Origin of the sequence: Pseudomonas sp. NBRC 111143, from assembly GCF_001320965.1 — a bacterium.
Taxonomy (GTDB): domain Bacteria; phylum Pseudomonadota; class Gammaproteobacteria; order Pseudomonadales; family Pseudomonadaceae; genus Aquipseudomonas; species Aquipseudomonas machongensis.
On sequence record NZ_BCBT01000001.1, the window covers coordinates 76,205 to 98,312 of the forward strand.

Here is a 22,108-nt window from a genome sequence, read left to right on the forward strand (position 1 = left end):
AGGCCCACTCGTGAGTCCAGCCGTCTTCCTTTCGGGCTTGTTCGCAGCGCTGACGCCGTTTGCCGCCCAGGCGCTCGACGTTCGCATCGACCCCCATGCCGATCTTCTCTACCGGCAGGCATTGCCATTGCTCGAGCAGGCCGACACCGAGGATGACAGCCCCAGCCCACTGCGCACAGCCGAGACCAATGATCCGGAGCTCAGCCGCCAGGGCCAGGCCATGGCCCGTACATTGCCAACGGCGGTAGCGCTACTGGAAAAGTCGGTTGCCTTGGGCCATCCCGTAGCGCAGTACCGCCTGGCGCTGTATTACATGACCTACCTGCCTGCCGGGAAAATTGCCGACGCTGCCTGCCCATTGCTCGAAGCCAGCCTGCGCCAGGGCTTCGCCCCGCCAGCGACAGCAATTGCTAACTGGTGCCCGTCCTACAACCATACTCCCGCCTACCGCGAGGCGCTGGAAGCCATTCCGAGCATGGCGACCCTTTACGCCGCCTACTATCCGCAACCCGCCACTCGACTGGCTTGCAACCGCAGTCGCCCGCAAGGCCTAGAACTTCAATGGGGGCGTCAGCGCGACTACCAGGCCGAGGTCTACCGCCTGCTCGGCGAGCTCGACCCGCAACGGCGTCAGGCTTTTCTGCAGAAGGCGGTGGAGATCAACGGTTGCGCGGCGGCCCAGCAGCGGCTGACCAGCAATCGCTGACCGCACGACCGCTGAGCATTCAGCCGGCAAATACCGGGTATTCCAACATTTAATTTGTGGATGCCAGGGCCTCGCCCCTATGCTGTCCGTGCATCCCCTGCGCCGCACCGGACGGTGCGGTTCACGGCACGGGGAGAGAACAACAAGTCGAGACTGTCCATGTCGAATCACTCCTACTTCGCCCCCCACGGTGGGCACCCGGCTCAAACCGAGCTGCTGACTGACCGTGCCATGTTCACCGAGGCCTATGCCGTCATTCCCAAGGGCGTGATGCGTGACATCGTCACCAGCCACTTGCCGTTCTGGGACAAGATGCGCATGTGGGTCATCGCCCGCCCACTGACTGGTTTTGCCGAAACCTTCTCGCAGTACATCGTCGAAGTCGCCCCTGAAGGCGGCAGCGAACGCCCTGAGCTGGACCCTAATGCCGAAGCCGTGGTGTTCGTCGTCGAAGGCGAGATCGACATCACCGTCGAAGGCAAGCACCACACCCTGGTGCCCGGTGGCTACGCCTTCCTCGCACCAGGGGCCGAGTGGAGCCTGCGCAACAACAGCAAGGCCAACGTCACTTTCCACTGGCTGCGCAAGCACTACCAGAAAGTCGAAGGCCTGGCGGTTCCCGAATCGTTCGTCACGCACCGCGATAACGCCACGGTCATCGAGATGCCGGGCACCGAAGGGCGCTGGGTCACCACTCGCTTCGTCGACATGGCCGACATGCGTCACGACATGCACGTCAACATCGTGACCTTCCAGCCAGGCGGCGTGATTCCGTTTGCTGAAACCCACGTCATGGAACACGGCTTGTACGTGCTCGAAGGCAAGGCGGTATATCGCCTCAACCAGGACTGGGTGGAAGTGGAAGCCGGTGACTTCATGTGGCTGCGTGCGTTCTGCCCACAAGCCTGCTACTCGGGTGGTCCAGGGCCGTTCAGCTACCTGCTGTACAAGGACGTGAACCGTCACGTGCACCTGACGCTCAATCCGCAGCGCTGAGGCGCCCACCTGCATCAACCGATCGGGGTCGGCCACGGCCCTGATCGGCGCAACATCATCTTCATGATCGTTCTGCCTGTTCCCGCGCATACTAAGGTGACCCTCTGCCTGGAGCCTGAACATGCCGCAGCTCCTGTCCCGAATTCGCCTCGCCATGCTTTGCGCACTTGTCCTGCCGACGCTTGCGTTGTCTGCCGACAACTGGCGCCTCACGCACCAGGAAAGCGGCATCGACATTTATCTTGGCGACGTCCAGGGATCGCCCTACCAGCAATTTCGCGGCGTTGTTCGGATCAAGGCCAGTGTCCGCACCCTGAGCGATCTTCAGGAAAACCTGCGTGTCGCCTGCAAGTGGTTGTACGCCTGCGCACAGATGCGCCTGCTGGAAGTGGATGGCGACAGCACCTGGGTCTACCTCACCACCGAGCTGCCCTGGCCGGCGCAACCCCGGGACATGGTCCTGCGCGTACGTACCGAGCGGCTCGACGACGGCTCACTGATTCGCAGGCTCAGCGCTGACCCGGACAAGGTGCCGGAGGCCCCCGGCTTCATTCGCGTGCGCCAATTGCAAGGTGAGTGGATCATGCACCCGCTGGCCGAACGTGATACCGAGGTCACCTATCGGCTGCAGGCCGATCCTGCCGGTGATGTACCGGGCTGGCTGGCCAATCGTTTTGTGGTCGATGCGCCAATGGTCACGCTGAAAACGCTCAGAGCGGTGGCCGAGCGCCAACCCTGACGCTCCTGGTCGAAGCGGTTTAGGAACGTTCCTACACGCACTTCGGAGCGTCTGCGCCCCTCACCCACCCTTGATGCCCTACCCTGTGCACCTTGCCAACAAGGAGGTGCCATGCGCGCATTTGTTTTCAGTTGCTTCATGCTGCTGGTTGCAGCCCCCGCCACGGCCAAAGAGCAACCTCCTGATCTGACTCCTGTCCACCTGGGCGTCGGCGGCCAGGCCGTCATCTACAACCTGCCGCTGACCGTCGCACTGGAGCAGGGCTATTTCCGCGATGAAGGTCTCGAAGTGAAGGTCATCGACTTCACCGGTGGCGGCAAAGCGGCACAGGCGCTGGTGGCCGATGCCGTGCAGGTGGTCAGTGGCGCCTACGAGCACACCTTGCGTCTGCAGGCTCGTGGCCAGGTACTTCAGGCCTTCGTGCTGGCAAGCGAGAGCCCGCAGCTCGCCATGGGTGTCTCCTCCAGAACCCTGGCGAACTACAGCTCGATTGCAGACTTACGAGGCAAGACCATCGGCATCAGCGCGCCCGGCTCCTCGACCCAGATGCTCGCCAACCGCGTGCTGGCACAGGGAGGGCTCAGCATCGAGGACGTTGCCTTTGCCACCGTCGGCACTGGTGCGACAGCAGTACAGGCGATGCTGAGCGGCAAGATCGATGCGCTGGTCAACGCCGAACCCTTGATCAGCCTGCTGGAGCAACAACAGGCGATACGCCTGATCGCAGATGCGCGCACTCCCGCCGGCACCGCGGCGCTGTTCGGCGGCCCCATGCCGGCTAACACCCTCTATGCCAAAAGCACCTACATCCAGAACAACCCACAGACCGTTCAAGCCCTGACCAATGCCATGCTCAAGGCGCTGACCTGGCTGCACGACGCCACGGATGCGGAAGTCGCCGACCTAGTACCGACACCCTACCTGATGGGTGACGCAGAGCTTTATCGCCAGGCGTTTCGCAACATCCAACCATCCCTCAGCGTGAACGGTCGCTTCCCTGCAGAGGGGGCGCGCAACGCTTTGCAAGCGCTGCAGAGTTTCGACCCGGTCATGGCCCAACGCCAGATCAACCTCCAGGCGACATGGACCAATCAGTTCGTTGACCAAGCCGCGCAACCATGACACCCACACTCGCTCTGGAAATGCTCGACGTGGAAGCGCGTCACGATCGCTTGCTGGCATTGGCACGGGTCGACCTGACTGTCCGTCAAGGTGAATTCGTCTGCGTATTGGGCCCTACCGGCTGCGGCAAGTCGACCCTGCTCGACCTCGCCGCAGGCCTCAAACCGGCCTACAGCGGGCAGATCCGCTGCCATGGCAAGCCCTTGGTCGGGTTGAACCGCCACGCATCCTACATGTTTCAACACGATGCGCTGTTGCCGTGGCGCACAGCGCTCGACAATGTGAGCCTTCCCCTGCAACTGCGTGGTGTGAACAAGCAACATGCCAACCAACAAGCCGTGTGTTGGTTGAGGCGAGTCGGGCTGACCGACGTTCCCGATCGCTACCCTCACCAATTGTCTGGCGGCATGCGCAAACGTGTCGCCCTTGCCCAGGCGCTGATCCACGACACTTCGCTGCTGCTCATGGATGAGCCCTTCGCCGCGCTGGATGCCCAAACGCGTCAAGCCATGCAGCAATTGCTGCTCGAATTGTGGGACGAACAACGCAAGTCGGTCTTGTTCGTCACCCACGATCTCGACGAAGCCATCACCCTCGCCGACCGCGTACTGGTTTTCAACGCCGGCCCTGCATCCCGGTGCATCGAAAACATTCGAATACCCCTGCCACGCCCACGTGACACGATGTCACTACGCAAGAATCCCGAGTCCGCAGCTCTGTACCAGCGTCTATGGCACACGCTGGGGCACCTGCCTCCCGCCACTACAATCGCCCGAGACTGACATGTCGTGGACCACCCTCTGGCTACTACGCGCCGCCCTCCTGCTCGCACTGTTCTCCTTCTGGTCATGGCTGGCTGCCGACGAAGAGCTGGCGTTCTTTGTCGGTCACCCACACGCAGTCTTGCAGCAACTCTGGCGATGGCTGAGCACGGGCAACGGTTCGCTGGAGCTGTATTGGCAGGATCATCTGCTGACTACGCTGAACTTTCCCGGCACGCTCTACCCTCACTTGCTGGTCACACTGACCGAAACGCTCCTGGCCTTTTTGCTAGGGCTCACCTCAGGCTTGGCACTCGGTCTCTGGTTAGGGCTCACGCCCTCGCTGGCGCGGGTATTGTCGCCGTTCATCAAGGCTGCCAATGCGGTCCCCAGGGTGGTGCTGGCGCCCTTGTTGGTGATGTGGCTGGGGCTGGGCATCGCCTCGAAGGTCGCGCTGGGCATCACATTGGTATTCTTTGCGGTCTTCTTCAACGTCTACCAGGGCGTGCGCGAGGTAAGTCCTGCGCTGTTGGCCAACGTAAGATTGCTTGGCGCCAACCGCTGGCAACTCATTCGTATCGTCTATCTGCCTGCCGCCCTGGGTTGGGTGTTTTCCAGCCTAAACACTGTCATCGGCCTGGCATTCGTCGGGGTCGTGGTCGGTGAATACCTGGGATCGACACGCGGAATTGGCTACCTCATCCTGCAAGCCGAGGCCACCTTCGACGTCAACACCGTGCTGGCGGGCATCATCGTTCTCACCTGCTGCGCCCTGCTCTTCGATGTCTTGCTCGCCAGGCTGGAGCGGCGTCTGTCAGCCTGGCGCCAGCAGTCGGATGATGAACCGCGACGTTGGTAGAAAATTCCAATGGAACATAGTCCGGCTGCCGCCCTCAACATGCCTACGTCCCTCGGAGACTTAGCCATGTCATTGTCTGTGAGTACGCACGATCACCGGGATCACCGGCCGTTCTGGCAACAGCCATGAAGATGCCCGGCCGCGCGCCCAGCTCCTGCCTGCAGCTCGACTACGTTCGCGACACACTGTTCGGCCCAGTGGCGCAGAGTGTCGAATGCCATGCCCAACTGGCCGCGCTTAATTTGCAAGGGCAACCTGCACTGCGTTTGCACATTCACCCGCCACTTCCGGACAAGGTTGAACGTGCTCATAGCGTTGCCTTCGTCTGGCAGGGACGCCATTATCGGGGGGTAGTGCGCGACTGCGGCAAATGCGGCGACGGTGGTTTGAATCTGCTGCTTGAGCTGCAGTGAAGCGATCGGCCGCCCGGGATCAGGCTATATGAAAGCCTTCTGGGCAGTCACCTTGAGGTCAGGCGCATGCCCCACTCGTTGCGCGCCACGCAATTGCCCGACCAAACCGACCAGGTCACGACAACTGTTAAGGCTATCGAGCGGTACGCCTGTCAGGGTGTAGCCATCCTCCAGGCTCTCACCACGCCCCAGGCGAATGGTCAGGCTGACGCCATCGGGGCTACTCACTTCGCAACGATCGGGCAGACAGGCCTGCTCGATCAACTGACGCATTTCCAGCATCGAAACGCCGATCAACGACATGTCATGACCCTCTCTTCAACGGATTGCCTCTGATGTGACTACACGCTGTGCAGGTGTAGCGCCAATTGATAGTGCTCATGTCCGCGGCGGCAGCCCATTCATCCAGGCAATGTCCAACGCGCAAAAGCCTTATCCACTCTAGTGAGTGGAACCATGGCGCGATGGCTCGTTCGATCGGTTGCCTCGGCAATGCGACAAACGGCAGCAAAAGTACCGTTCGTCGTATGCAACGAAGATGTTGCAAACTTTATCGTCCGGCTCGATTTCACAGCATCAAGCCATGGACCGTCGGGTTGCGCGTTGCGCTGAGGAATCGGGTAGCGATGATTGATGCAAAACTGTTCGTGATCGACTATGCGCTGCACGGCGAGCACAAGTCGTTCATCATTCGCGCCGAACGTATGGATAATGCCGAGGCCTGGCATTGGGCAAGTTGCGATGCCGGCGTCGGCAAAATCGGCCGCTATGGCCGAGAAAAGATCAAGAAAGTCAGTAGACCCATGGCCGAGCGCTATGGCATCAGCGAGGTGAGCTGGCGCGCCTCTGGCTGAAATTGGCTTGTGGCAGCGCCAGATACCCCGCATGACGTGCGTTCAGGATTTCACCATCTGCCCAAAACGCCCTGCGTGGAAGTCGTCGAATGCTTCGGCGATTTGAGCCTGGGAGTTCATCACGAACGGGCCATAACCAACGATCGGCTCATCGATCGGTTCGCCACTGAGCAACAACAAGGTGGCGTCTTCCAGTGCAGTCACGCTGGCATGTTCGCCATCGCGCTCCAGCAACACCAGGCTGGCCGGGCTGACGTCCTGCTGGTCGTTAACCCGTATCGACCCGCGCAGTGCAACCAGCGCGGCATTACGCCCCAGCGCAATCGGCAAATGCAGCGTTGCCCCAGCCTGCAAACGCACGTCCCACACATCCATGGACGTGAACGTCCGGGCAGGTCCCCGATGTCCCCGATAATCGCCTGCGATCACCCGCAAGCTGCCGATACCCTCGCCTAGCGCTACTCGGGGAATCTCAGCATCCAGTAGCGTCTGGTAACCCGCCGGAGTCAGTTTGTCGCGGGCAGGCAAGTTGACCCACAGCTGCACCATCTCAAGCACGCCACCGCTGCGGGCAAAGGCCGGCGAATGGAATTCTTCATGGATGATGCCATTGGCTGCGGTCATCCACTGCACGTCGCCAGGGCCGATCAAGCCGCCGGCGCCGGTGGAGTCTCGGTGTTCGAGTTCTCCCTGGTAGACAATGGTCACGGTCTCGAAGCCGCGATGCGGGTGCTGGCCGACTCCGCGACGGGCGTTGGTCGGCGGGAACGTGTGAGGGCCAGCGTAGTCCAGCATCAGGAACGGGCTGATATGGCGTGCCAGTTGATCGTAAGTGAACAGGCTGCGCACGGGGAAACCATCCCCAACCCAATGGGCGTGAGGACTACGGTGAATACCCAGAATCTTTTTCACGAGATATCTCCTCTCTTGGCTGGGAAGTATTCTACCGATGAACACAATGATGCATTAGGCGGGCAAAATAGCTTTATTTGTCTCATATGCAGGACAATCCTTCCCTGCACCTTCCAATCCGAAGGCTTGCCCGGCCCCGTTGCATTTAGCCGCCGGCTGCCCCAAGCTCAGCCCTTCCTGACCCCGGTACCACTAATGCCCAAACGTAGCCGCTACCTGATCGCACTGCTGCTCATCCTGGCGATCCCAGGGGTGATCGGTTATTTGTGGCGCGCGCCGAAACCGGTGCCCTCCAGCCTGCCGCCGCAGAGCTATGCCAAGGCACTGCGCCAGGCCCACGAAGGTCTTCCGGGGGCAGCCCGGGTGCTCTACCAACAGTTGCAACGCAATGACCTGCCACCGATCCGGCGCGCTGCGCTCTACGCCGAACTCCCTCACTACCCCTCTCCCCAGGCGCTGAAACTGGCCCAGCAGGACCTCGACCACGGCGATCCCCTTGTACGCCGTGCGGCGATCACCAGCATCCGGCGCCTGCTGCCACCAGCCCAACGCAGTCTGGTCCTCGGCCCTCTGCTCGAGGATGACGACCAGAACGTACGGTTCGCCGTGGTGGATGCATTGCTGGGTCTGGACCCCGATGCCATCGGCCTGTATTTCCGACCGCTGCAGGCCGCCCTGGAGCAATACCAACAAGCACTCGAACAGCGACCCGACGATGCCGAGGCACAAGTCCACCTGGCGCGCCTGTACCTTCACGAGCAGGATTATCCGCAGGCCGAAGCGGCGCTTCAGCGCAGCCTTGCTCTGGCACCGCAGGATCTGCAAGCGCTGGCAACGCGGGTACGCCTGCTGGAGCGCCAAGGCCAGCACGACGCCTCCCGCGAGGTGCTGGGCAAAGCCCTGGCGCTGCGCCCGGACTCTGCGTTTCTGCAATATGAACTGGGCCTGTGGCTCACCCGCCATGATCAACAGGAATACGCCTTGCTGGCTTTTTCCCGAGCCGTGGAACTCGAGCCGGACAATGCCGACTACCGCTACACGTTGGCCGTCACCCTGCATGACCTTGAACAGGTCGAAGCAGCACAAAAACAGCTGGAAACCCTGCTCGACCGCCAGCCCGCCAATCGTCGAGCTCGAGTACTGCTGATTCGCTACTGGAAGGAAACTGGGCAGTTACAGAATGTACAAGTCTTGCTCGCTGAACTTGAGCGACAGAACCCAGACGATCCCTATTTGCAACAAGGTTTGTAGAACCGGTTTGAACCCCGGCGGAACGCTGGTGGTCCAGTGGGTAGTAGCACGCTGAACGCACGGCCATTTCCGGCCAGGCCACTGCCCTGGGAGATTCGTCTTGTCCGGTTCGTTGTCGTTGGACGAACGCACCCTGATCCTCGCACCCGAGCAGGTTGCAGCGACCGTCGCCAAACTGTTGTCTGGCAGCGGTATCGCATGCCTGTGTACAAGCGACAAGCAGCGCTTTGGCCTATGGCTGGCAGAGGGTGTCGCCGTGGTAATCGCCGACTCGCAGGCTTTGTCCGATGATCCGCAGTCACCCCTGCACCTGTTCATCGAGGGTCAACCCGAATGGTCGGACCTGCCGGTATTGCTGCTCAACACCCATGCGACGACCGTTAATACGTCAATGTTGCAAGGGTTGGGTAACCTGTCGTACCTGAGTTACCCCTTCGACGAACAGCAACTTTTGGGCGCGACGAACCAAGCTCTGCGCGCTCGGCGTCGACAGTACATGGCGCGCAACGCGTTGAGCGCGCTGCACCAGCGCCTGGAAAGCCTACAGACTGGCGACCAGGCCCGACACCAGACTCGCAAGATGGAAGCTATCGGCCAATTGGCCGGCGGCGTTGCCCATGACTTCAACAATCTGCTGACCAGCATCGGCGGTAGCTTCGAATTGATCGACAGGCGTCTGCAGCAAGGACGCACCGAAGGGCTCGACAAAGTCCTGCGCATGGGGCAAGACGCCGTAGCCCGCGGGGCGACGCTGACTCACAGGCTGCTGGCCTTTTCTTCCCGTCAATCGCTGCAGAGTCAGGCGGTGGACCTGCATGCCCTGCTCCAGCCCGCGCGGTTGCAGGCTATATTGGGCAGCTCGGTGAAACTGTCTTTGCGCGTGTCGGATGAACTCTGGCCAGTCGAGGCAGACGACAAGCAGTTACGCGAATCGTTGAACAACCTGCTGCTCAACGCCCGGGAAGCCATGCCCAGCGGGGGGCGGCTGTCTATCGAAGCCAGCAACCAGCACATCGACGCTGCACAGTTCCAGGATGCTGGCTTGAGCAGCGGCGACTACCTGCAACTGACCATCAGCGACACTGGCCAGGGCATGTCGCAAGGCACGCTGGAACATGCCTTCGAACCCTTTTTCAGTACCAAGCCCGTGGGCCAGGGCATAGGCCTGGGGTTGTCGATGGTCTATGGGTTCAGCAAACAGTCCCACGGCCATGTCACGGTGGACAGCCAGATTGGCCGGGGCACGCGGGTGGATCTCTACCTGCCGCGCTGCCTGGGCATCCCGCCGCAGGCCTTGGAGGCTGCAAGTACGCCGACGGCAGGAAACTGCCGCGAGGTGTTGATCGTCGAGGACGATCGCGAAGTGCGCGAGCTGCTCTGCCAGGCTCTGTGTGATGACGGCTTCCCCTGCCAAAGCGCCTGCAACGCTACGCAGGCGCTGCACCTTCTGCGTTCGCCACAGCCCATCGCACTGCTTATCAGCGATGTCGGACTGCCAGGCATGAATGGTCGACAGCTGGCCGAGATTGCTCGCACGCTACGACCGAACCTGCCTGTCCTGTTCATTACCGGGTACGCGGAAACGGCCATGTCCCGCGAAGGCTTCCTCGCCCCTGGCATGCAACTGATCTGCAAACCCTTCGAGCTGAACCAGCTGAGCCAGCGCGTGGCACAGATGCTCGGCGAAGCATGATCGCCGTCAGGGCTCGAGCATCCGCTGAACCTGGACCGCGAGGCTTTCCAGCGAGAACGGCTTGAGCATGAGTGCGGTGCCTGGCTGGTCGAGAAGGCTGCGCTCGAGAGGCTGCGCGGTATATCCGGTAATGAACAGGATTTTCTGAAGGGGTTTGGCCTGGCGAATCGTCTTGCCCACCTGGCGTCCGCTCATACCACCTGGTAAACCGATATCGGTGATCACCAGGTCGAATACACCACTCTCACGATAGTGCTCCAGCGCCATACCGGAATCACTGGCTTCGATGACGTCAAAGCCATGCTCTACCAACACCTCCTTCATCAATGACCGTAAATTGCCCTCGTCGTCGACCAACAGTATTCGCTCACTCCGGCCCTGCTTCAACGCAGGCACCTCTCCCTCCTCACTGACTACCGGCAGCTCGCCTGGGTGGCGCGGGAACAGGAGTGTGACCTGAGTACCCTTCCCTGGCGTCGACTCGATCCACACATAACCCCCAGACTGGCGAGCAAATCCGTAGATCATCGGCAGCCCAAGCCCGGCGCCACGACCTTTGGGCTTGGTGGTGAAGAACGGCTCGAAAGCACGGCTCACCGCGTCTGCGGGCATGCCCTGCCCATCATCATGGACGTGAATGGCGACATAATCCCCGGCAGGGATGCTTTCATCGTGCTCCACCCCATTCACAAATCGTTCGTTGGCCGTCCGAATAGTCAAGCAACCCCTTTCAACCACCGCATCCTGGGCATTGCTGCACAGGTTGAGAATCGCAACTTCCAACTGCCAAGGATCGACCTGCACTGGCCAGGGCGCTACGTCCAGTTGCCAGTTCAATGCGAATTCTGGCCCGAGAGCCTGATGGATCAATGGCTCAAGATCTTGCAACAGGCCGTTCACATCGAGTAGTCGCGGTTGCAATGGTTGGCTGCTGGAAAATGCCAGCAACCGATGGGTCAGCGCCATCGCACGCTGTACCGACTCGCACGCCACATGTACGTACTCATCGATGCGCTCCAAGCGTCCCTGGCCCAAGCGCCGCTGGAGCAACTCGAGACTACCGCCAATGCCCGCCAATAGATTGTTCATCTCATGCGCCATGCCGCCCGCCAATTGGCCAACGGTTTCCATTCGCTGGCTATCACGCAGCAGGCTTTGGGCCTCGCGCAAGATCGTGGTGCGCTCCTCGGTAATATCCCGCCCTACTGCAATCAGCACGTCGCCCTCGGGCCGCGCACTCCAACTCATCCAACGGTAGTACCCATCCTTGTGCCTGAGCCGCGACTCCACCTGTTCGATCACCTTGCCCAGCAGCAGATCATTGATCGCCAGGCGGACCTCCGCACGATCAGCGGGATGCACAAGATCGACGAGCGCAATTGCGTTCAGTGACTGCTGTTCCCATCCCAGCACCCGATGCCATGCGTCGTTCGCGGCCAGCAGTTCGAGATCGTGGCTGACGATGATCATCGCATCCCGTGACAGGCGCCAGAGAGGATCACTGTTGGGTAGATGACACCCGATCTGTTGCTCGAAGCTCTGCGCCAGTTCACGCCACTGGCGGATTTGCTCCAAGCTGGCAGTGGTATCGATCGCGGTGTGCAAAAAACCGGCAACCGTACCTTCCTCATCGCGCACGGGGGCGTAACCGAACGCGAACCAGGCATGTTCACCGCTCTCACGATAACGCACCTGGATGGGCGACTCGTCGACAAAACTGGCCCTTCCCTCCAGCGCCTGGAAGACCCGTGGGCCCATTCGCTCCCATTCAACATGCCACAGCTGATCAAAACGTTCCCCTACCTGGCGCTGGTCGTCAGCCAGCAACGCCAGGTAGCTCTGGCTGGGAATCAGAGTCAGCTCCTTGCCCCAGGCCAGTGCGCAGGGAAAGGGCGACAAAAGCATGATATCGACCGCGATACGTAGCGAGGGAGGCCACTGTGACAATGGGCCCAACGGAGTGCTGCCCCAATCGAAGTGGAGAATATGTTCAGCGCGCACCTCGACCGAGGGTGACGGCGAAACCAAGTGTATGACTTGTGTGGCGCCCTTTCGCGCCTGTTCATCGGCAGCCACGAACAATGCTCCCGGCAAAGGCACCAAGTGGCATGAGCACGTTGGCTGGCAGGGTTTCCGAATCCATGGCAACTCCTGAAGATCATGAAATACCTGAAGGCTAGCACATCGCTATAGAGAACAGCCCGAACACGATTGCGCTGATCAGCCCGCACCTGTATCGGCCAGCAGGCTTTTTTCAAGGCACTGGTCAAGGAGCAAATGATCTAGCGACTCCATCAACCGTAATCAATCGCACAGGCAAGGGGTGGTTTGTCTCCACCCATTCACGACATGACTTACAGCGTCACTCGATACGCAAGAGCAAGCTTCTTCATTCATCAAAACGATAGGGAGAAGTCAATGAGCATTTCCAGGTATCTGAACCACCGCGTGACCAATCTCATGCTCTCCGTATTGATCGGCACAACCCCCGTGATCTCGGGATTGGTGGTCATGAACTACCAAATGCACAGACAACTTGAGAAAAAATCGAGGGTCTCCATCGAAGAAGCCGTGTTCGCTATCGATCGTGTACTCGATAGCCTACATGGCGCGGCACTGCAGGCGCAGCCACTGAGTACCCAGCCATGCAGTGAAGTTCAACAAGAACTCGAGAACCAGGCCAGACGTAATCCGCGGATTCACTCGTTGGTGTTGACCCGCAACGACATCGGATTTTGCAGTAGCCTGGGCACAAAGCCTTTGTACACGCCTCACTTCGCAAAGGGCGAATACCTGCAACTCAACATGAATTCACCGACCATCCCCAACGGTATTCTCGTGGAGTACCGCTTGGTCGCCGATAACCATTCAGTTATCGCCAGCACCTACGGGCTCGAGCTACGCAACGAACTGCGCGGCTTCAAGGACGGGGTCGTGTTGGAACTTGAGTTTGGCGACCTTTACATCTCGGCCAACGGTGACAGCCGTAACGAAGTACGCCCCTCGCTGTCGGAGTTCTCGCAGAGCGGCGTATCGGAAAAGTACGGTTACCTCGTCAGAGCGGGTTATCCCGATGGTTTTACGGCTCGCGAGTCACAATATATCAGGACAAATATCATGCCCTCCCTCGTACTCATCGGCCTGTTCACCTCGGTGCTCGTACTTTGGAGCCTCTTGCGTAAACGATACCCTGTCAAAGGGGTGTTGCCGGTCATTGACCGGTAACACCCTGTTCACAAGGCTAGTCGACGCTAAGCACGCCGCGCCGAACCTGGTCGCGCTCAATGGACTCGAACAGAGCCTTGAAATTACCTTCGCCAAAGCCATCATCGCCCTTGCGCTGGATGAACTCGAAGAATACCGGCCCCAGCAGGGTTTCCGAGAAGATCTGCAGCAACAGGCGCTTGTCGCCAGGCGCGGACGCACCATCGAGCAGAATACCCCGAGCCTGTAGCTGATCGACGGGCTCGCCATGCCCCGGCAGGCGCTCTTCGAGCATCTCGTAGTAGGTCTGTGGCGGCGGGGTCATGAAACGCGTGCCGATGGCCTTGAGAGCATCCCAGGTCTTGAGCAGGTCGTCGGTCAGGAAGGCCACGTGCTGAATACCTTCTCCATTGAACTGCATCAGGAACTCTTCGATCTGGCCCGAGCCCTTGGACGACTCTTCGTTCAGCGGAATACGGATCATGCCGTCCGGCGCAGTCATGGCGCGCGAGGTCAGCCCGGTGTACTCGCCCTTGATGTCGAAATAGCGGATCTCGCGGAAATTGAACAACTTCTCGTAAAAGCCTGCCCAATAGCTCATTCGCCCACGGTAGACGTTGTGCGTGAGGTGATCGATGATCTTCAGCCCCGCGCCTGCCGGATTGCGGTCGACGCCTTCGATAAAGTTGAAGTCGATGTCATAGATCGAGCTGCCTTCCTCGAAACGATCGATCAGGTACAGCGGCGCACCGCCGATGCCCTTGATCGCTGGCAGCCGCAGCTCCATCGGGCCCGTTTCGATTTCCACCGGCTGAGCCCCCAGCTCCAGTGCGCGGGCATAGGCTTCATGCGCATTGCGCACGCGGAATGCCATACCGCAAACGGACGGACCATGCTCGGCAGCAAAGTAGGAAGCGATGCTCTTGGGCTCGTTGTTCAGGATCAGGTTGATGCCACCCTGGCGATAAAGGTGGACATCCTTGGAGCGGTGAGTGGCCACCTTTGTGAAGCCCAATGCCTGGAATACCGGTTCCAGCACGCCAGGAGTGGGCGAAGCGAATTCGATGAACTCAAAGCCCATCAGGCCCATCGGGTTGTCGAAGATATCAGCCATGTTCGTGTCCTCATCTACAGCAAAAAAAACGGTGTCAAACGCTTGGGATGTCGGACAGACGAGGTGGTGAGCAGGGAATACCCCTCACGCTGCGGGAGAGGAAATCGCCATAGAGAAGCTTGAACCCGTGATATGCCATATGAACCTGGTCTCGGCTGGGTCGGCTTTCCAGAAGGGAAAGACCTTATTCTTGTATTCGTAAACTGATTCTACAGTGCGTAATTTCCTTTGTCGCGCATTAGTTCGGTACTCCGCCGAAGGTCCGAGCTATCCTTGTGCAACCACCAGTCATACAAGTCTAGACCCGCATGCCTCTTACGGTTAAACGCCCTGCTCGCTGGAGCTGGCGCCGCCTGCTGCCCTGGGCGGTCGGCACACTGCCAATACTGTGCGGCCTGGCGATCATGCACTGGCAGATCGAACGCGATCTGCGAGACAACAGCCAGGCCACCGTCCAGCAGGTCGTCAACCATGTGGAGCGTATCCTGGATGGTGTCTCCACGGCGGCGCAAGCGCTGTTGCCTCTGGCCGGACGCCCGTGTAGCGAAGTCACACTGGCTTTGCGCGAGCAGGTGACGCGCAATGCGTTCGTACGCTCCACCAACCTGTTCAACCACGACACCCTGTATTGCTCCTCGCTGTTGGGCGATTACGACGAACCGGTCAACCCCCTCGACTACACCGAAGGTCAGCTGTGGCTGATGGATGGCAATTCGATCACGCCCGGCCATCCCCTATTGGTGTATCGCACCGGTCAGGAGGGCCGCGGAGCCATCGCCACGGTCGATGGCGACCATCTGCTCACGGCTCTGCGCTTGATTGCCGATGACGAAACGCTGGGGATTCAGATAGGCAGGCACTGGTTGGGTGCCGACGGCCTCGTGCATACCGGCACCCCTCCGACAGCCGCCAGCGCACACGTCTCTCAATACTCGGCACGCTACCCGTTCAGCGTCCACGGTGGCTATGGTCCGGACAAACCGATGGAAGTGCTGCGCAGCCAGTATCCGGCGCTGTTGGGCCTTCTATTGGTCATTGGCGCGTTGATCGGTCTGGCCTGTCGTTGGCAACTGCGACGTGCCTCGTCGTCAAGGGCCGAGTTGAACCGGGCGCTGGAGGCGAACGAGTTCATCCCATACTTTCAGCCGGTGGTGCGCAAGGGTGACTACCGCTGGGCCGGCGCCGAGGTACTGATGCGCTGGCAACACCCGCACGAGGGATTGGTGCGCCCCGACCTGTTCATCCCCTACGCCGAGCACAGTGGGCAGATCGTGCCCATGACCCGTGCCCTGATGCTGCTTACCGCGCAAGGCCTGGCGCCCTATTCGGCGCTGATGGAGGACGGCTTCCACATCGGCATCAACATCACCGCCGACCACTGCCGCGACCTGGGACTGCTTGACGATTGCCGCACCTTTCTCCAGCACTTCCCACCTGGCAGGGTGATCCTGACCCTGGAGTTGACCGAACGCAAACTGATCGAAGCGACGCCGATCACCCTGGAGCTGTTCGAAAAGCTTCACCAGATGGGCGTGATGATTGCCCTGGACGACTTCGGCACCGGCCAGTCCAGCCTCAACTACCTGCGGCAGTTCAAGATCGACTACCTGAAGATCGACCAGAGTTTCGTCGCCATGATCGGCAGCGATGCACTGTCGCAGCACATCCTCGACACCATCATCGACCTGTCGACCAAGCTGGGGCTGGGCATTGTCGCCGAGGGCGTGGAAACCGACGTTCAGCGTGATTACCTTGCGCGACAACAGGTGGATTTCCAGCAGGGCTACCTTTACGCCCGGCCAATGCCGCTTGAAGAATTCCTTCAGGCGCTCGCTGCACAGCCTGCCAGCTTGCGGTTGCCCCAGGGCGTCCCCCCTGAGATCATGCCCGGCTGATTCGTCCGTTTACTTTCTGCAACCGAGGCTTTCGTGTCAAAAGGCATCATCTCGTCTGTCATGGCATCCTGTCTGTTCGCCGTGATGTACTTCTATACCTCCATGCTCGCACCGCTCGACGGCGAGGAGATCTTCGGCTGGCGCACCCTGCTGACCCTCCCGTGCCTCACCTTGTTCATGCTGCTCAGCAAGGACTGGAAGCATGTCGGCGAGCTGCTGGCGCGCGTTCGCCAGACGCCTCGCCTGTTACTGGGCATGGTCGGCACGTCATGGCTGCTGGGTATCCAGCTATGGCTGTTCCTCTGGGCGCCGCTGCACGGGCGTAGCCTTGAGGTGTCGATGGGATATTTCCTGCTGCCGCTGGCCATGGTCCTGACCGGCAGAGTGGCCTATGGCGAGCGCCTGTCACGCTTGCAGAAGCTGGCGGTAGGCTGCGCCGCGCTTGGCGTTGGTCACGAGCTGTACCAGCATGGCAGTTTCGCCTGGGAGACGCTGGTGGTTGTGATCGGCTACCCGATCTATTTCGTGCTGCGCCGACGCTGCCGCACCGACCACCTGGGCGGCTTGTGGTGCGACATGTGCCTGTTGCTGCCATGGGCCTTGTACTTCGTGATCCAAGGCCCGCTGTCGAGTGCCGACCTGGCTGCACATCCAGGCCTGTACGCCCTGATCCCACTGCTGGGAGCGATCAGCGCTTCGGCGCTGATCGTCTACGTGCTCGCCAGTCGCCTGCTGCCGTTCGGTCTGTTCGGCCTGCTCAGCTACGTCGAACCGGTGCTGCTGGTCGGCGTAGCCCTGCTACTGGGCGAGAGCATCGCGCCTGACCAGTGGCTGACCTACCTGCCGATCTGGGCTGCGGTGCTGGTGCTGGTGCTCGAAGGCATCAAGCACCTGTTGCGTCAGCGTCGTCGCTCGGTGTAAGACGCACCTGGCGCACCCGCCTCTCCTCCACCGCCACCACCGTCATGGTCCAGCCGTTCCAGGCCAGTCGATCGCCTACCACCGGCAGGCGATCCAGCAGGCTCATCACCAAGCCCGCCAGGGTCTGGTAATCCTCGGTGGCGCGGGCGACGAAGCCGGTACGCGCCTGAACCTGGCTCAGGTTCAGGGCACCACTGACCACGAAACCGCCCGACTCCTCGACGATCCCCGGCCCTTCCACCTCACTGGCATCCGGCAATTCGCCAGCAATGGACTCGAGGATGTCGGTCATGGTCAGTACGCCGGTGAAATCACCAAATTCGTTGACCACGAAGGCAATGTGGGTGGACTGACCACGCATCTGTTCCAGCGCGTTGAGAATACTGAAACCCTCCAGCAGGTTCAGCGGTGTACGCACCATGCTCTCAAGGTCTGGCTGGTTGCCCGAGAGCAACTCCTTGAGCAACTCCTTCTTGTGCACGAAGCCCAGTGGCTCGTCGATACGACCGTCACGAATCAACGGCAGTCGAGAGTATGGCGAGTTGACCAGGACCTGCGTAATGGCTTCATCCGACAGCGCCAGATCAATGGCATCGACCTCGGTACGCACGGTCATCACGGTGCGTATCGGTCGCTCGGCCAGGTTCAGCACACCGCTGATCATCACCCGCTCGCGGCGGTCGAACAGCACATGCTCTTCCCCCCCTTCAACCAGGTCGGCGATCTCCTCGCCCACTTCATCGGCCTCGATGCGTCGCCCACCCAGCAAGCGCAGTACAGCATGCGCCGTGCGCTCGCGCAGCGGCTTGTGTTGCTGCAGGCTGCGTTTGCGGCGGGCCCGAGCCACCTGGTTGAACAGCTCGATCAGGATCGAGAAACCGATAGCCGCATACAGATAGCCTTTAGGGATATGGAAGCCCAAGCCTTCGGCAGTCAGACTGAAACCGATCATCATCAGGAAGCCCAGGCACAGCATGATCACCGTCGGGTGGGCGTTGACGAAACGGGTCAGCGGCTTGCTGGCAACGATCATGATACCGATGGAGAAGATCACTGCGATCATCATCACCGAGAGCTGCTCGACCATGCCAACGGCCGTGATCACCGCATCCAGCGAGAACACCGCATCGAGTACGACGATCTGCGCGACGATGGGCCAGAAGGCAGCGTGACGCACAGCGCCGGTGCTCTGGGCCACATGCCCTTCCAGGCGCTCGTGCAACTCCATGGTGGCCTTGAACAACAGGAACACACCACCGAACAGCATGATCAGGTCACGGCCAGAGAAGCTCTTGCCCCAGACCTCGAACAACGGCGCGGTCAGGGTCACCATCCACGAGATGGAGGCCAACAGGCCCAAGCGCATCAGCAGTGCCAAGGTCAGACCGATCACCCGGGCACGGTCGCGCTGATGCGGCGGCAACTTGTCGGCGAGGATGGCGATGAACACCAGGTTGTCGATACCCAGCACCAGCTCGAGGACGATAAGCGTCAACAGGCCTAGCCAGGCCGTGGGGTCAGCTAGCCATTCCATTAGCGGGTACTCTCGGGAGAAACGTCACGAAGACGCGGAAAGGATGGCCAGGACGGCCGAAGACTGGGGGGCTCCGCGAAGGTGCTCATAAATACCTTGAAAGAAATTTGGGAAGGTGATCCTACAATCGAAGCAGGTTTTCCTGACAGTGTGAAACTATTACAAAAGCTGTAACAGCTCCGATTGAGCACTTTCATTCAATACCACGGCCTCAAAGGTGAGGCAGGATGCGTGACCTCATTCGACATCAAGGAAGCCCTTCATGAGCCTGTCACTGTCCATGGCCGCCTTCGCCTTGGCGGCCTCGATTTCTCCTGGCCCTGTGAATATAGTCGCCCTCGGCAGTGGTGCACGTCATGGGCTGCGTGCCAGCCTGGGCCATGCTGCAGGTGCCAGCCTGGGGTTCTGCCTGCTGCTGGTACTGATCGGCCTGGGGCTGCATGAAGTGCTGCTGCGCTGGCCAGTGCTAAGTCGCGTGCTGCATTGGGGTGGGGTGCTGTTCCTGTTGTACATGGCCTGGAAGCTGTCCAGCGACAACGGCCAGCTGAACGCCAGCCATCAGACGCAGGCGCCGTCGTTCTGGCACGGTGCTGTGATGCAGTGGCTCAACCCCAAGGCCTGGCTGGCTTCAGTGGCCGGAATCGGCGCCTACACCGGCGGCGACCAGCAACTGCTGTGGCTGTTCACCTGGCTGTATGCCCCCATCTGCTTCGTCTCGGTGGCCAGCTGGGCGTGGGCTGGCAGCGTGATCAGTCAGTACCTGGGCAACCCACGTCGCATGCGCCTGTTCAATCGCGGGTTGGCGGTACTGCTGGTCGCCAGCGCGGTGTACCTGGTACTGGGCTAGCGCGCTCAACCGCCGCTGCGGTAATGCCCTGGCGTGGCGGCCAGATGCTGCTTGAAAGCCCGCTGCAGATGCGCCTGGTCGGCAAAGCCTGCCTCCAGCGCCACCTCGGCAATCCCGCGTCCGCGACGCAACTGCGCCCGTGCGTGCTGTACCCGCTGGTCGACCAGATACCCATGGGGCGTCAAGCCAAAGCGTCGGCGGAACGCGCGAATCAGATACGCCCGCGACAACCCAGCGGCGGCGCAGATATCGTCAAGGCTCAAAGGGTCGAGGCGATGGGCACGAATGAAGGCCGCTGCCGTCTCCAGACGCGGATGTGCCTGCGAATGCGCGCCGGGCGCTGCCTCGAGGTATCCCGGCAGTGCCTTGAAGAACGCCTTCAGCATCGTTTCACTGACGTCGGTATCGCCATCGAACAGCCCGGCGAAGAGCTGCAACAGACGCGCATAGAGCGCTGGCGACTCGCTGTAGGTGGCCTGGGGCAGGACGAAGCCCTGCGCCTCAAGCCAGGGCAGGTCGACGTACAACATCAGGTACGACCAGACTTCACCCTTGATCGGATTGCACGCATGTACCACACCGGGGTTCATCAACACCGTGGCGCCGGCCGAAAGCTCGCGCCAGGTATCGCCGGACAGGTAGCTGCTGCGCCCGCCCGTCACCACACCCACGGAAAAACCTTCATGCGAATGCGGGCCATAGCAGACCTGGCGCCCATCTCCCACCCGCCGCGCCTCGACGAAGGGCAGCGCTGGATCGCGCCAGAACCGCGACACTTCGATCATCGTCCGCGCCTCATGCCTCACCGCCTTGTACCACGACCAGCAACTGCGCCTGGCACTCACCGACCGAGCGCAGCCGATGCGGTGTCTGCGCGTTGAAATGCAGGGCATCGCCCTGCTCCAGCAAGACCCGCTCAGACATGAAATCGACCTCGACCTGGCCCGCATGGACGAACAGAAATTCCTCGCCCTGGTGCTCCTTGAACGTGGGATCACTGAAATCTCGGGGTGGCTGAACAAGAAAGGGTAACAGGCTGCGCTGCCCGATCTGTGACGTCAGCACCGTATAACCCGGGCCTGCACCATCACCTACCAGGGCCTGGCGCTCACCGCTGCGCACCAGGCTGTAGCGCGCCTGGAGAGTGTGATCTTCGGCAAACAATTCTTCGACATTGACGTTCAATGCCCTGGCCAGCTTCAACGCCGCCGCGATCGAAGGGGTGTTCAACCCACGCTCGACCTTCGACAGGTAGCTCTTGGTCATGCCGGATTTCTCAGCCAGCACCTCCAGGGTAATGCCCAGTTTCTTTCTCAGCAGTTTCAAGCGGATAGACATGCGGCGCGGTTTTCCCGTGTGAACGGCCTTGCTAATGACACCTTGTGTCATGTAGATTGTTTTGTGTCATGTAATTGACCGCCCCTCTCCCGATCAAAGCAGCGGGGCGGGCAAGCACTGGCATCATCAGCACGCCACAGAGGATATCCCCATGGCCAACACCCTGACACTCGGCAAAGAGCAACTGGTGCACAAAGCGCTGGCACAGATGCAAGGCTCACTCGCCGATAATACGTGGACTGTACGCGAAAAGCTGGCCCTGACCTGTCGAATTCTCTTCGACCATGGCCATGATTCAGGCCTGGCCGGGCAGATCAGCGCCCGTGGCCCGCAACCTGGCACGTTCTACACCCAGCAACTGGGCCTGGGCTTCGATGAGATCAGTGCCAGCAACCTGCTGCTGGTGAACGAAGACCTGGAGGTGCTCGAAGGCCAAGGCATGCCCAACCCCGCCAACCGCTTTCACAGCTGGGTGTACCGCGCCCGGCCAGATGTGAACTGCATCATCCACACCCACCCCACCCACGTTGCCGCCCTGTCGATGCTGGAGGTGCCGCTGCAGGTCTCGCACATGGACCTGTGCCCGCTGTACGACGATTGCGCGTTCCTCGGCGCCTGGCCTGGCGTACCGGTGGGCAACGAAGAAGGCGAGATCATCAGCCAGGCCCTGGGTGACAAGCGCGCCATCCTGCTTTCGCACCACGGCCAGCTGTCCACCGGCACCAGTATCGAGCAGGCTTGCGTCTATGCCCAATTGATCGAACGCGCCGCGCGCCTGCAGCTGCTGGCGATGTCCGCCGGCAGCATCAAACCCATCGACCCGCAGCTTGGTCGTGAAGCCCACGACTGGATCGACCGCCCCAAGCGCCACGGCGCCTCGTTCAACTACTTCGCCCGGCAGAGCCTGCGCAAACACGCCAACTGCCTTGACTGACCCCCTGAATGCCTT

General features: G+C 60.7%; 22 protein-coding genes. 15 read left to right on the forward strand and 7 right to left on the reverse strand.

Going from position 1 to position 22,108, the window contains the following annotated elements:
• The first annotated feature begins 10 nt into the window (after positions 1-10).
• The 7 genes from APH44_RS00235 to APH44_RS00265 all read left to right on the forward strand — a co-directional run bounded on the left by APH44_RS00235 (position 11) and on the right by APH44_RS00265 (position 5,596).
• Positions 11-706 carry a hypothetical protein gene (locus tag APH44_RS00235; RefSeq protein ID WP_054890886.1) on the forward strand — a complete coding sequence of 232 codons (696 nt, stop codon included), beginning with the start codon at positions 11-13 and terminating at the stop codon, positions 704-706.
• Positions 707-865: 159 nt separating this feature from the next.
• Positions 866-1,702: a bifunctional allantoicase/(S)-ureidoglycine aminohydrolase gene (locus tag APH44_RS00240; protein WP_054890674.1), complete on the forward strand. Its 837-nt coding sequence runs from the start codon at positions 866-868 to the stop codon at positions 1,700-1,702.
• Positions 1,703-1,823: 121 nt separating this feature from the next.
• Positions 1,824-2,441: an START domain-containing protein gene (locus APH44_RS00245; protein ID WP_054890675.1), complete on the forward strand. Its 618-nt coding sequence runs from the start codon at positions 1,824-1,826 to the stop codon at positions 2,439-2,441.
• 111 nt (positions 2,442-2,552) lie between these two features.
• Entirely contained in the window at positions 2,553-3,563 is a 1,011-nt protein-coding gene (locus APH44_RS00250) for an ABC transporter substrate-binding protein (RefSeq protein ID WP_054890676.1), read from the forward strand.
• On the forward strand, positions 3,560-4,345 hold the full coding sequence (locus APH44_RS00255; protein ID WP_082420889.1) for an ABC transporter ATP-binding protein: 786 nt from the start codon (positions 3,560-3,562) through the stop codon (positions 4,343-4,345). The genes APH44_RS00250 and APH44_RS00255 overlap by 4 nt, the downstream gene beginning before the upstream one ends.
• 1 nt (position 4,346) lies before the next feature.
• Positions 4,347-5,183 (forward strand): ABC transporter permease, encoded by an 837-nt coding sequence (locus APH44_RS00260; RefSeq protein WP_054890678.1) that lies wholly within the window; start codon positions 4,347-4,349, stop codon positions 5,181-5,183.
• 125 nt (positions 5,184-5,308) lie between these two features.
• Positions 5,309-5,596: a hypothetical protein gene (locus APH44_RS00265; protein WP_054890679.1), complete on the forward strand. Its 288-nt coding sequence runs from the start codon at positions 5,309-5,311 to the stop codon at positions 5,594-5,596.
• A gap of 24 nt (positions 5,597-5,620) precedes the next feature.
• On the opposite strand, the gene APH44_RS00270 is transcribed toward APH44_RS00265, so the two are convergent.
• A complete protein-coding gene (locus APH44_RS00270) occupies positions 5,621-5,899 on the reverse strand; it encodes a DUF1652 domain-containing protein (RefSeq protein WP_054890680.1) in 279 nt (92 codons plus the stop codon).
• A gap of 323 nt (positions 5,900-6,222) precedes the next feature.
• Here APH44_RS00270 and APH44_RS00275 point away from each other — a divergent pair, with 323 nt between their 5' ends.
• Positions 6,223-6,450, forward strand: coding sequence for a DUF6555 family protein (locus APH44_RS00275; protein ID WP_054890681.1), 228 nt, complete (start codon positions 6,223-6,225; stop codon positions 6,448-6,450).
• A gap of 42 nt (positions 6,451-6,492) precedes the next feature.
• Here the strand turns inward: APH44_RS00275 and APH44_RS00280 are convergent, their stop codons facing one another.
• The gene (locus APH44_RS00280) at positions 6,493-7,362 is read right to left on the reverse strand and encodes a pirin family protein (RefSeq protein WP_054890682.1); all 870 of its coding nucleotides are present in this window, start codon (positions 7,360-7,362) and stop codon (positions 6,493-6,495) included.
• Between the two features lie 195 nt (positions 7,363-7,557).
• Between APH44_RS00280 and APH44_RS00285 the strand changes: the two genes are divergently transcribed.
• Entirely contained in the window at positions 7,558-8,613 is a 1,056-nt protein-coding gene (locus APH44_RS00285; protein ID WP_054890683.1) for a HEAT repeat domain-containing protein, read from the forward strand.
• Positions 8,614-8,713: 100 nt separating this feature from the next.
• Complete coding sequence (locus APH44_RS00290; RefSeq protein ID WP_054890684.1) at positions 8,714-10,306, forward strand: response regulator; 1,593 nt, start codon at positions 8,714-8,716, stop codon at positions 10,304-10,306.
• A gap of 6 nt (positions 10,307-10,312) precedes the next feature.
• On the opposite strand, the gene APH44_RS00295 is transcribed toward APH44_RS00290, so the two are convergent.
• On the reverse strand, positions 10,313-12,382 hold the full coding sequence (locus APH44_RS00295; RefSeq protein ID WP_054890685.1) for a PAS domain-containing sensor histidine kinase: 2,070 nt from the start codon (positions 12,380-12,382) through the stop codon (positions 10,313-10,315).
• A 342-nt stretch (positions 12,383-12,724) separates the two neighbouring features.
• Here APH44_RS00295 and APH44_RS00300 point away from each other — a divergent pair, with 342 nt between their 5' ends.
• Entirely contained in the window at positions 12,725-13,531 is an 807-nt protein-coding gene (locus tag APH44_RS00300; protein WP_054890686.1) for a CSS-motif domain-containing protein, read from the forward strand.
• 16 nt (positions 13,532-13,547) lie between these two features.
• On the opposite strand, the gene hppD is transcribed toward APH44_RS00300, so the two are convergent.
• Entirely contained in the window at positions 13,548-14,624 is a 1,077-nt protein-coding gene (gene hppD, locus APH44_RS00305; RefSeq protein WP_054890687.1) for a 4-hydroxyphenylpyruvate dioxygenase, read from the reverse strand.
• A 308-nt stretch (positions 14,625-14,932) separates the two neighbouring features.
• Between hppD and APH44_RS00310 the strand changes: the two genes are divergently transcribed.
• Together APH44_RS00310 and rarD are read left to right on the forward strand one after the other, a co-directional pair.
• Positions 14,933-16,519 (forward strand): EAL domain-containing protein, encoded by a 1,587-nt coding sequence (locus APH44_RS00310; RefSeq protein ID WP_054890688.1) that lies wholly within the window; start codon positions 14,933-14,935, stop codon positions 16,517-16,519.
• 33 nt (positions 16,520-16,552) lie between these two features.
• Positions 16,553-17,440 carry an EamA family transporter RarD gene (gene rarD / locus APH44_RS00315; protein WP_054890689.1) on the forward strand — a complete coding sequence of 296 codons (888 nt, stop codon included), beginning with the start codon at positions 16,553-16,555 and terminating at the stop codon, positions 17,438-17,440.
• Here rarD and APH44_RS00320 read toward each other — a convergent pair.
• Positions 17,403-18,974: a TerC family protein gene (locus tag APH44_RS00320; protein ID WP_054890690.1), complete on the reverse strand. Its 1,572-nt coding sequence runs from the start codon at positions 18,972-18,974 to the stop codon at positions 17,403-17,405. The two genes, rarD and APH44_RS00320, sit on opposite strands and share 38 nt — an antisense overlap.
• A gap of 262 nt (positions 18,975-19,236) precedes the next feature.
• On the opposite strand from APH44_RS00320, the gene APH44_RS00325 reads away from it, so the two are divergent.
• Positions 19,237-19,821 (forward strand): LysE family translocator, encoded by a 585-nt coding sequence (locus APH44_RS00325; protein WP_054890691.1) that lies wholly within the window; start codon positions 19,237-19,239, stop codon positions 19,819-19,821.
• A gap of 5 nt (positions 19,822-19,826) precedes the next feature.
• Here the strand turns inward: APH44_RS00325 and APH44_RS00330 are convergent, their stop codons facing one another.
• Positions 19,827-20,606: an AraC family transcriptional regulator gene (locus tag APH44_RS00330; protein ID WP_054890692.1), complete on the reverse strand. Its 780-nt coding sequence runs from the start codon at positions 20,604-20,606 to the stop codon at positions 19,827-19,829.
• A 10-nt stretch (positions 20,607-20,616) separates the two neighbouring features.
• A complete protein-coding gene (locus APH44_RS00335; protein ID WP_054890693.1) occupies positions 20,617-21,159 on the reverse strand; it encodes a helix-turn-helix domain-containing protein in 543 nt (180 codons plus the stop codon).
• Between the two features lie 151 nt (positions 21,160-21,310).
• On the opposite strand from APH44_RS00335, the gene APH44_RS00340 reads away from it, so the two are divergent.
• Entirely contained in the window at positions 21,311-22,093 is a 783-nt protein-coding gene (locus tag APH44_RS00340; RefSeq protein WP_054890694.1) for an aldolase, read from the forward strand.
• The last annotated feature ends 15 nt before the right edge of the window (positions 22,094-22,108 follow it).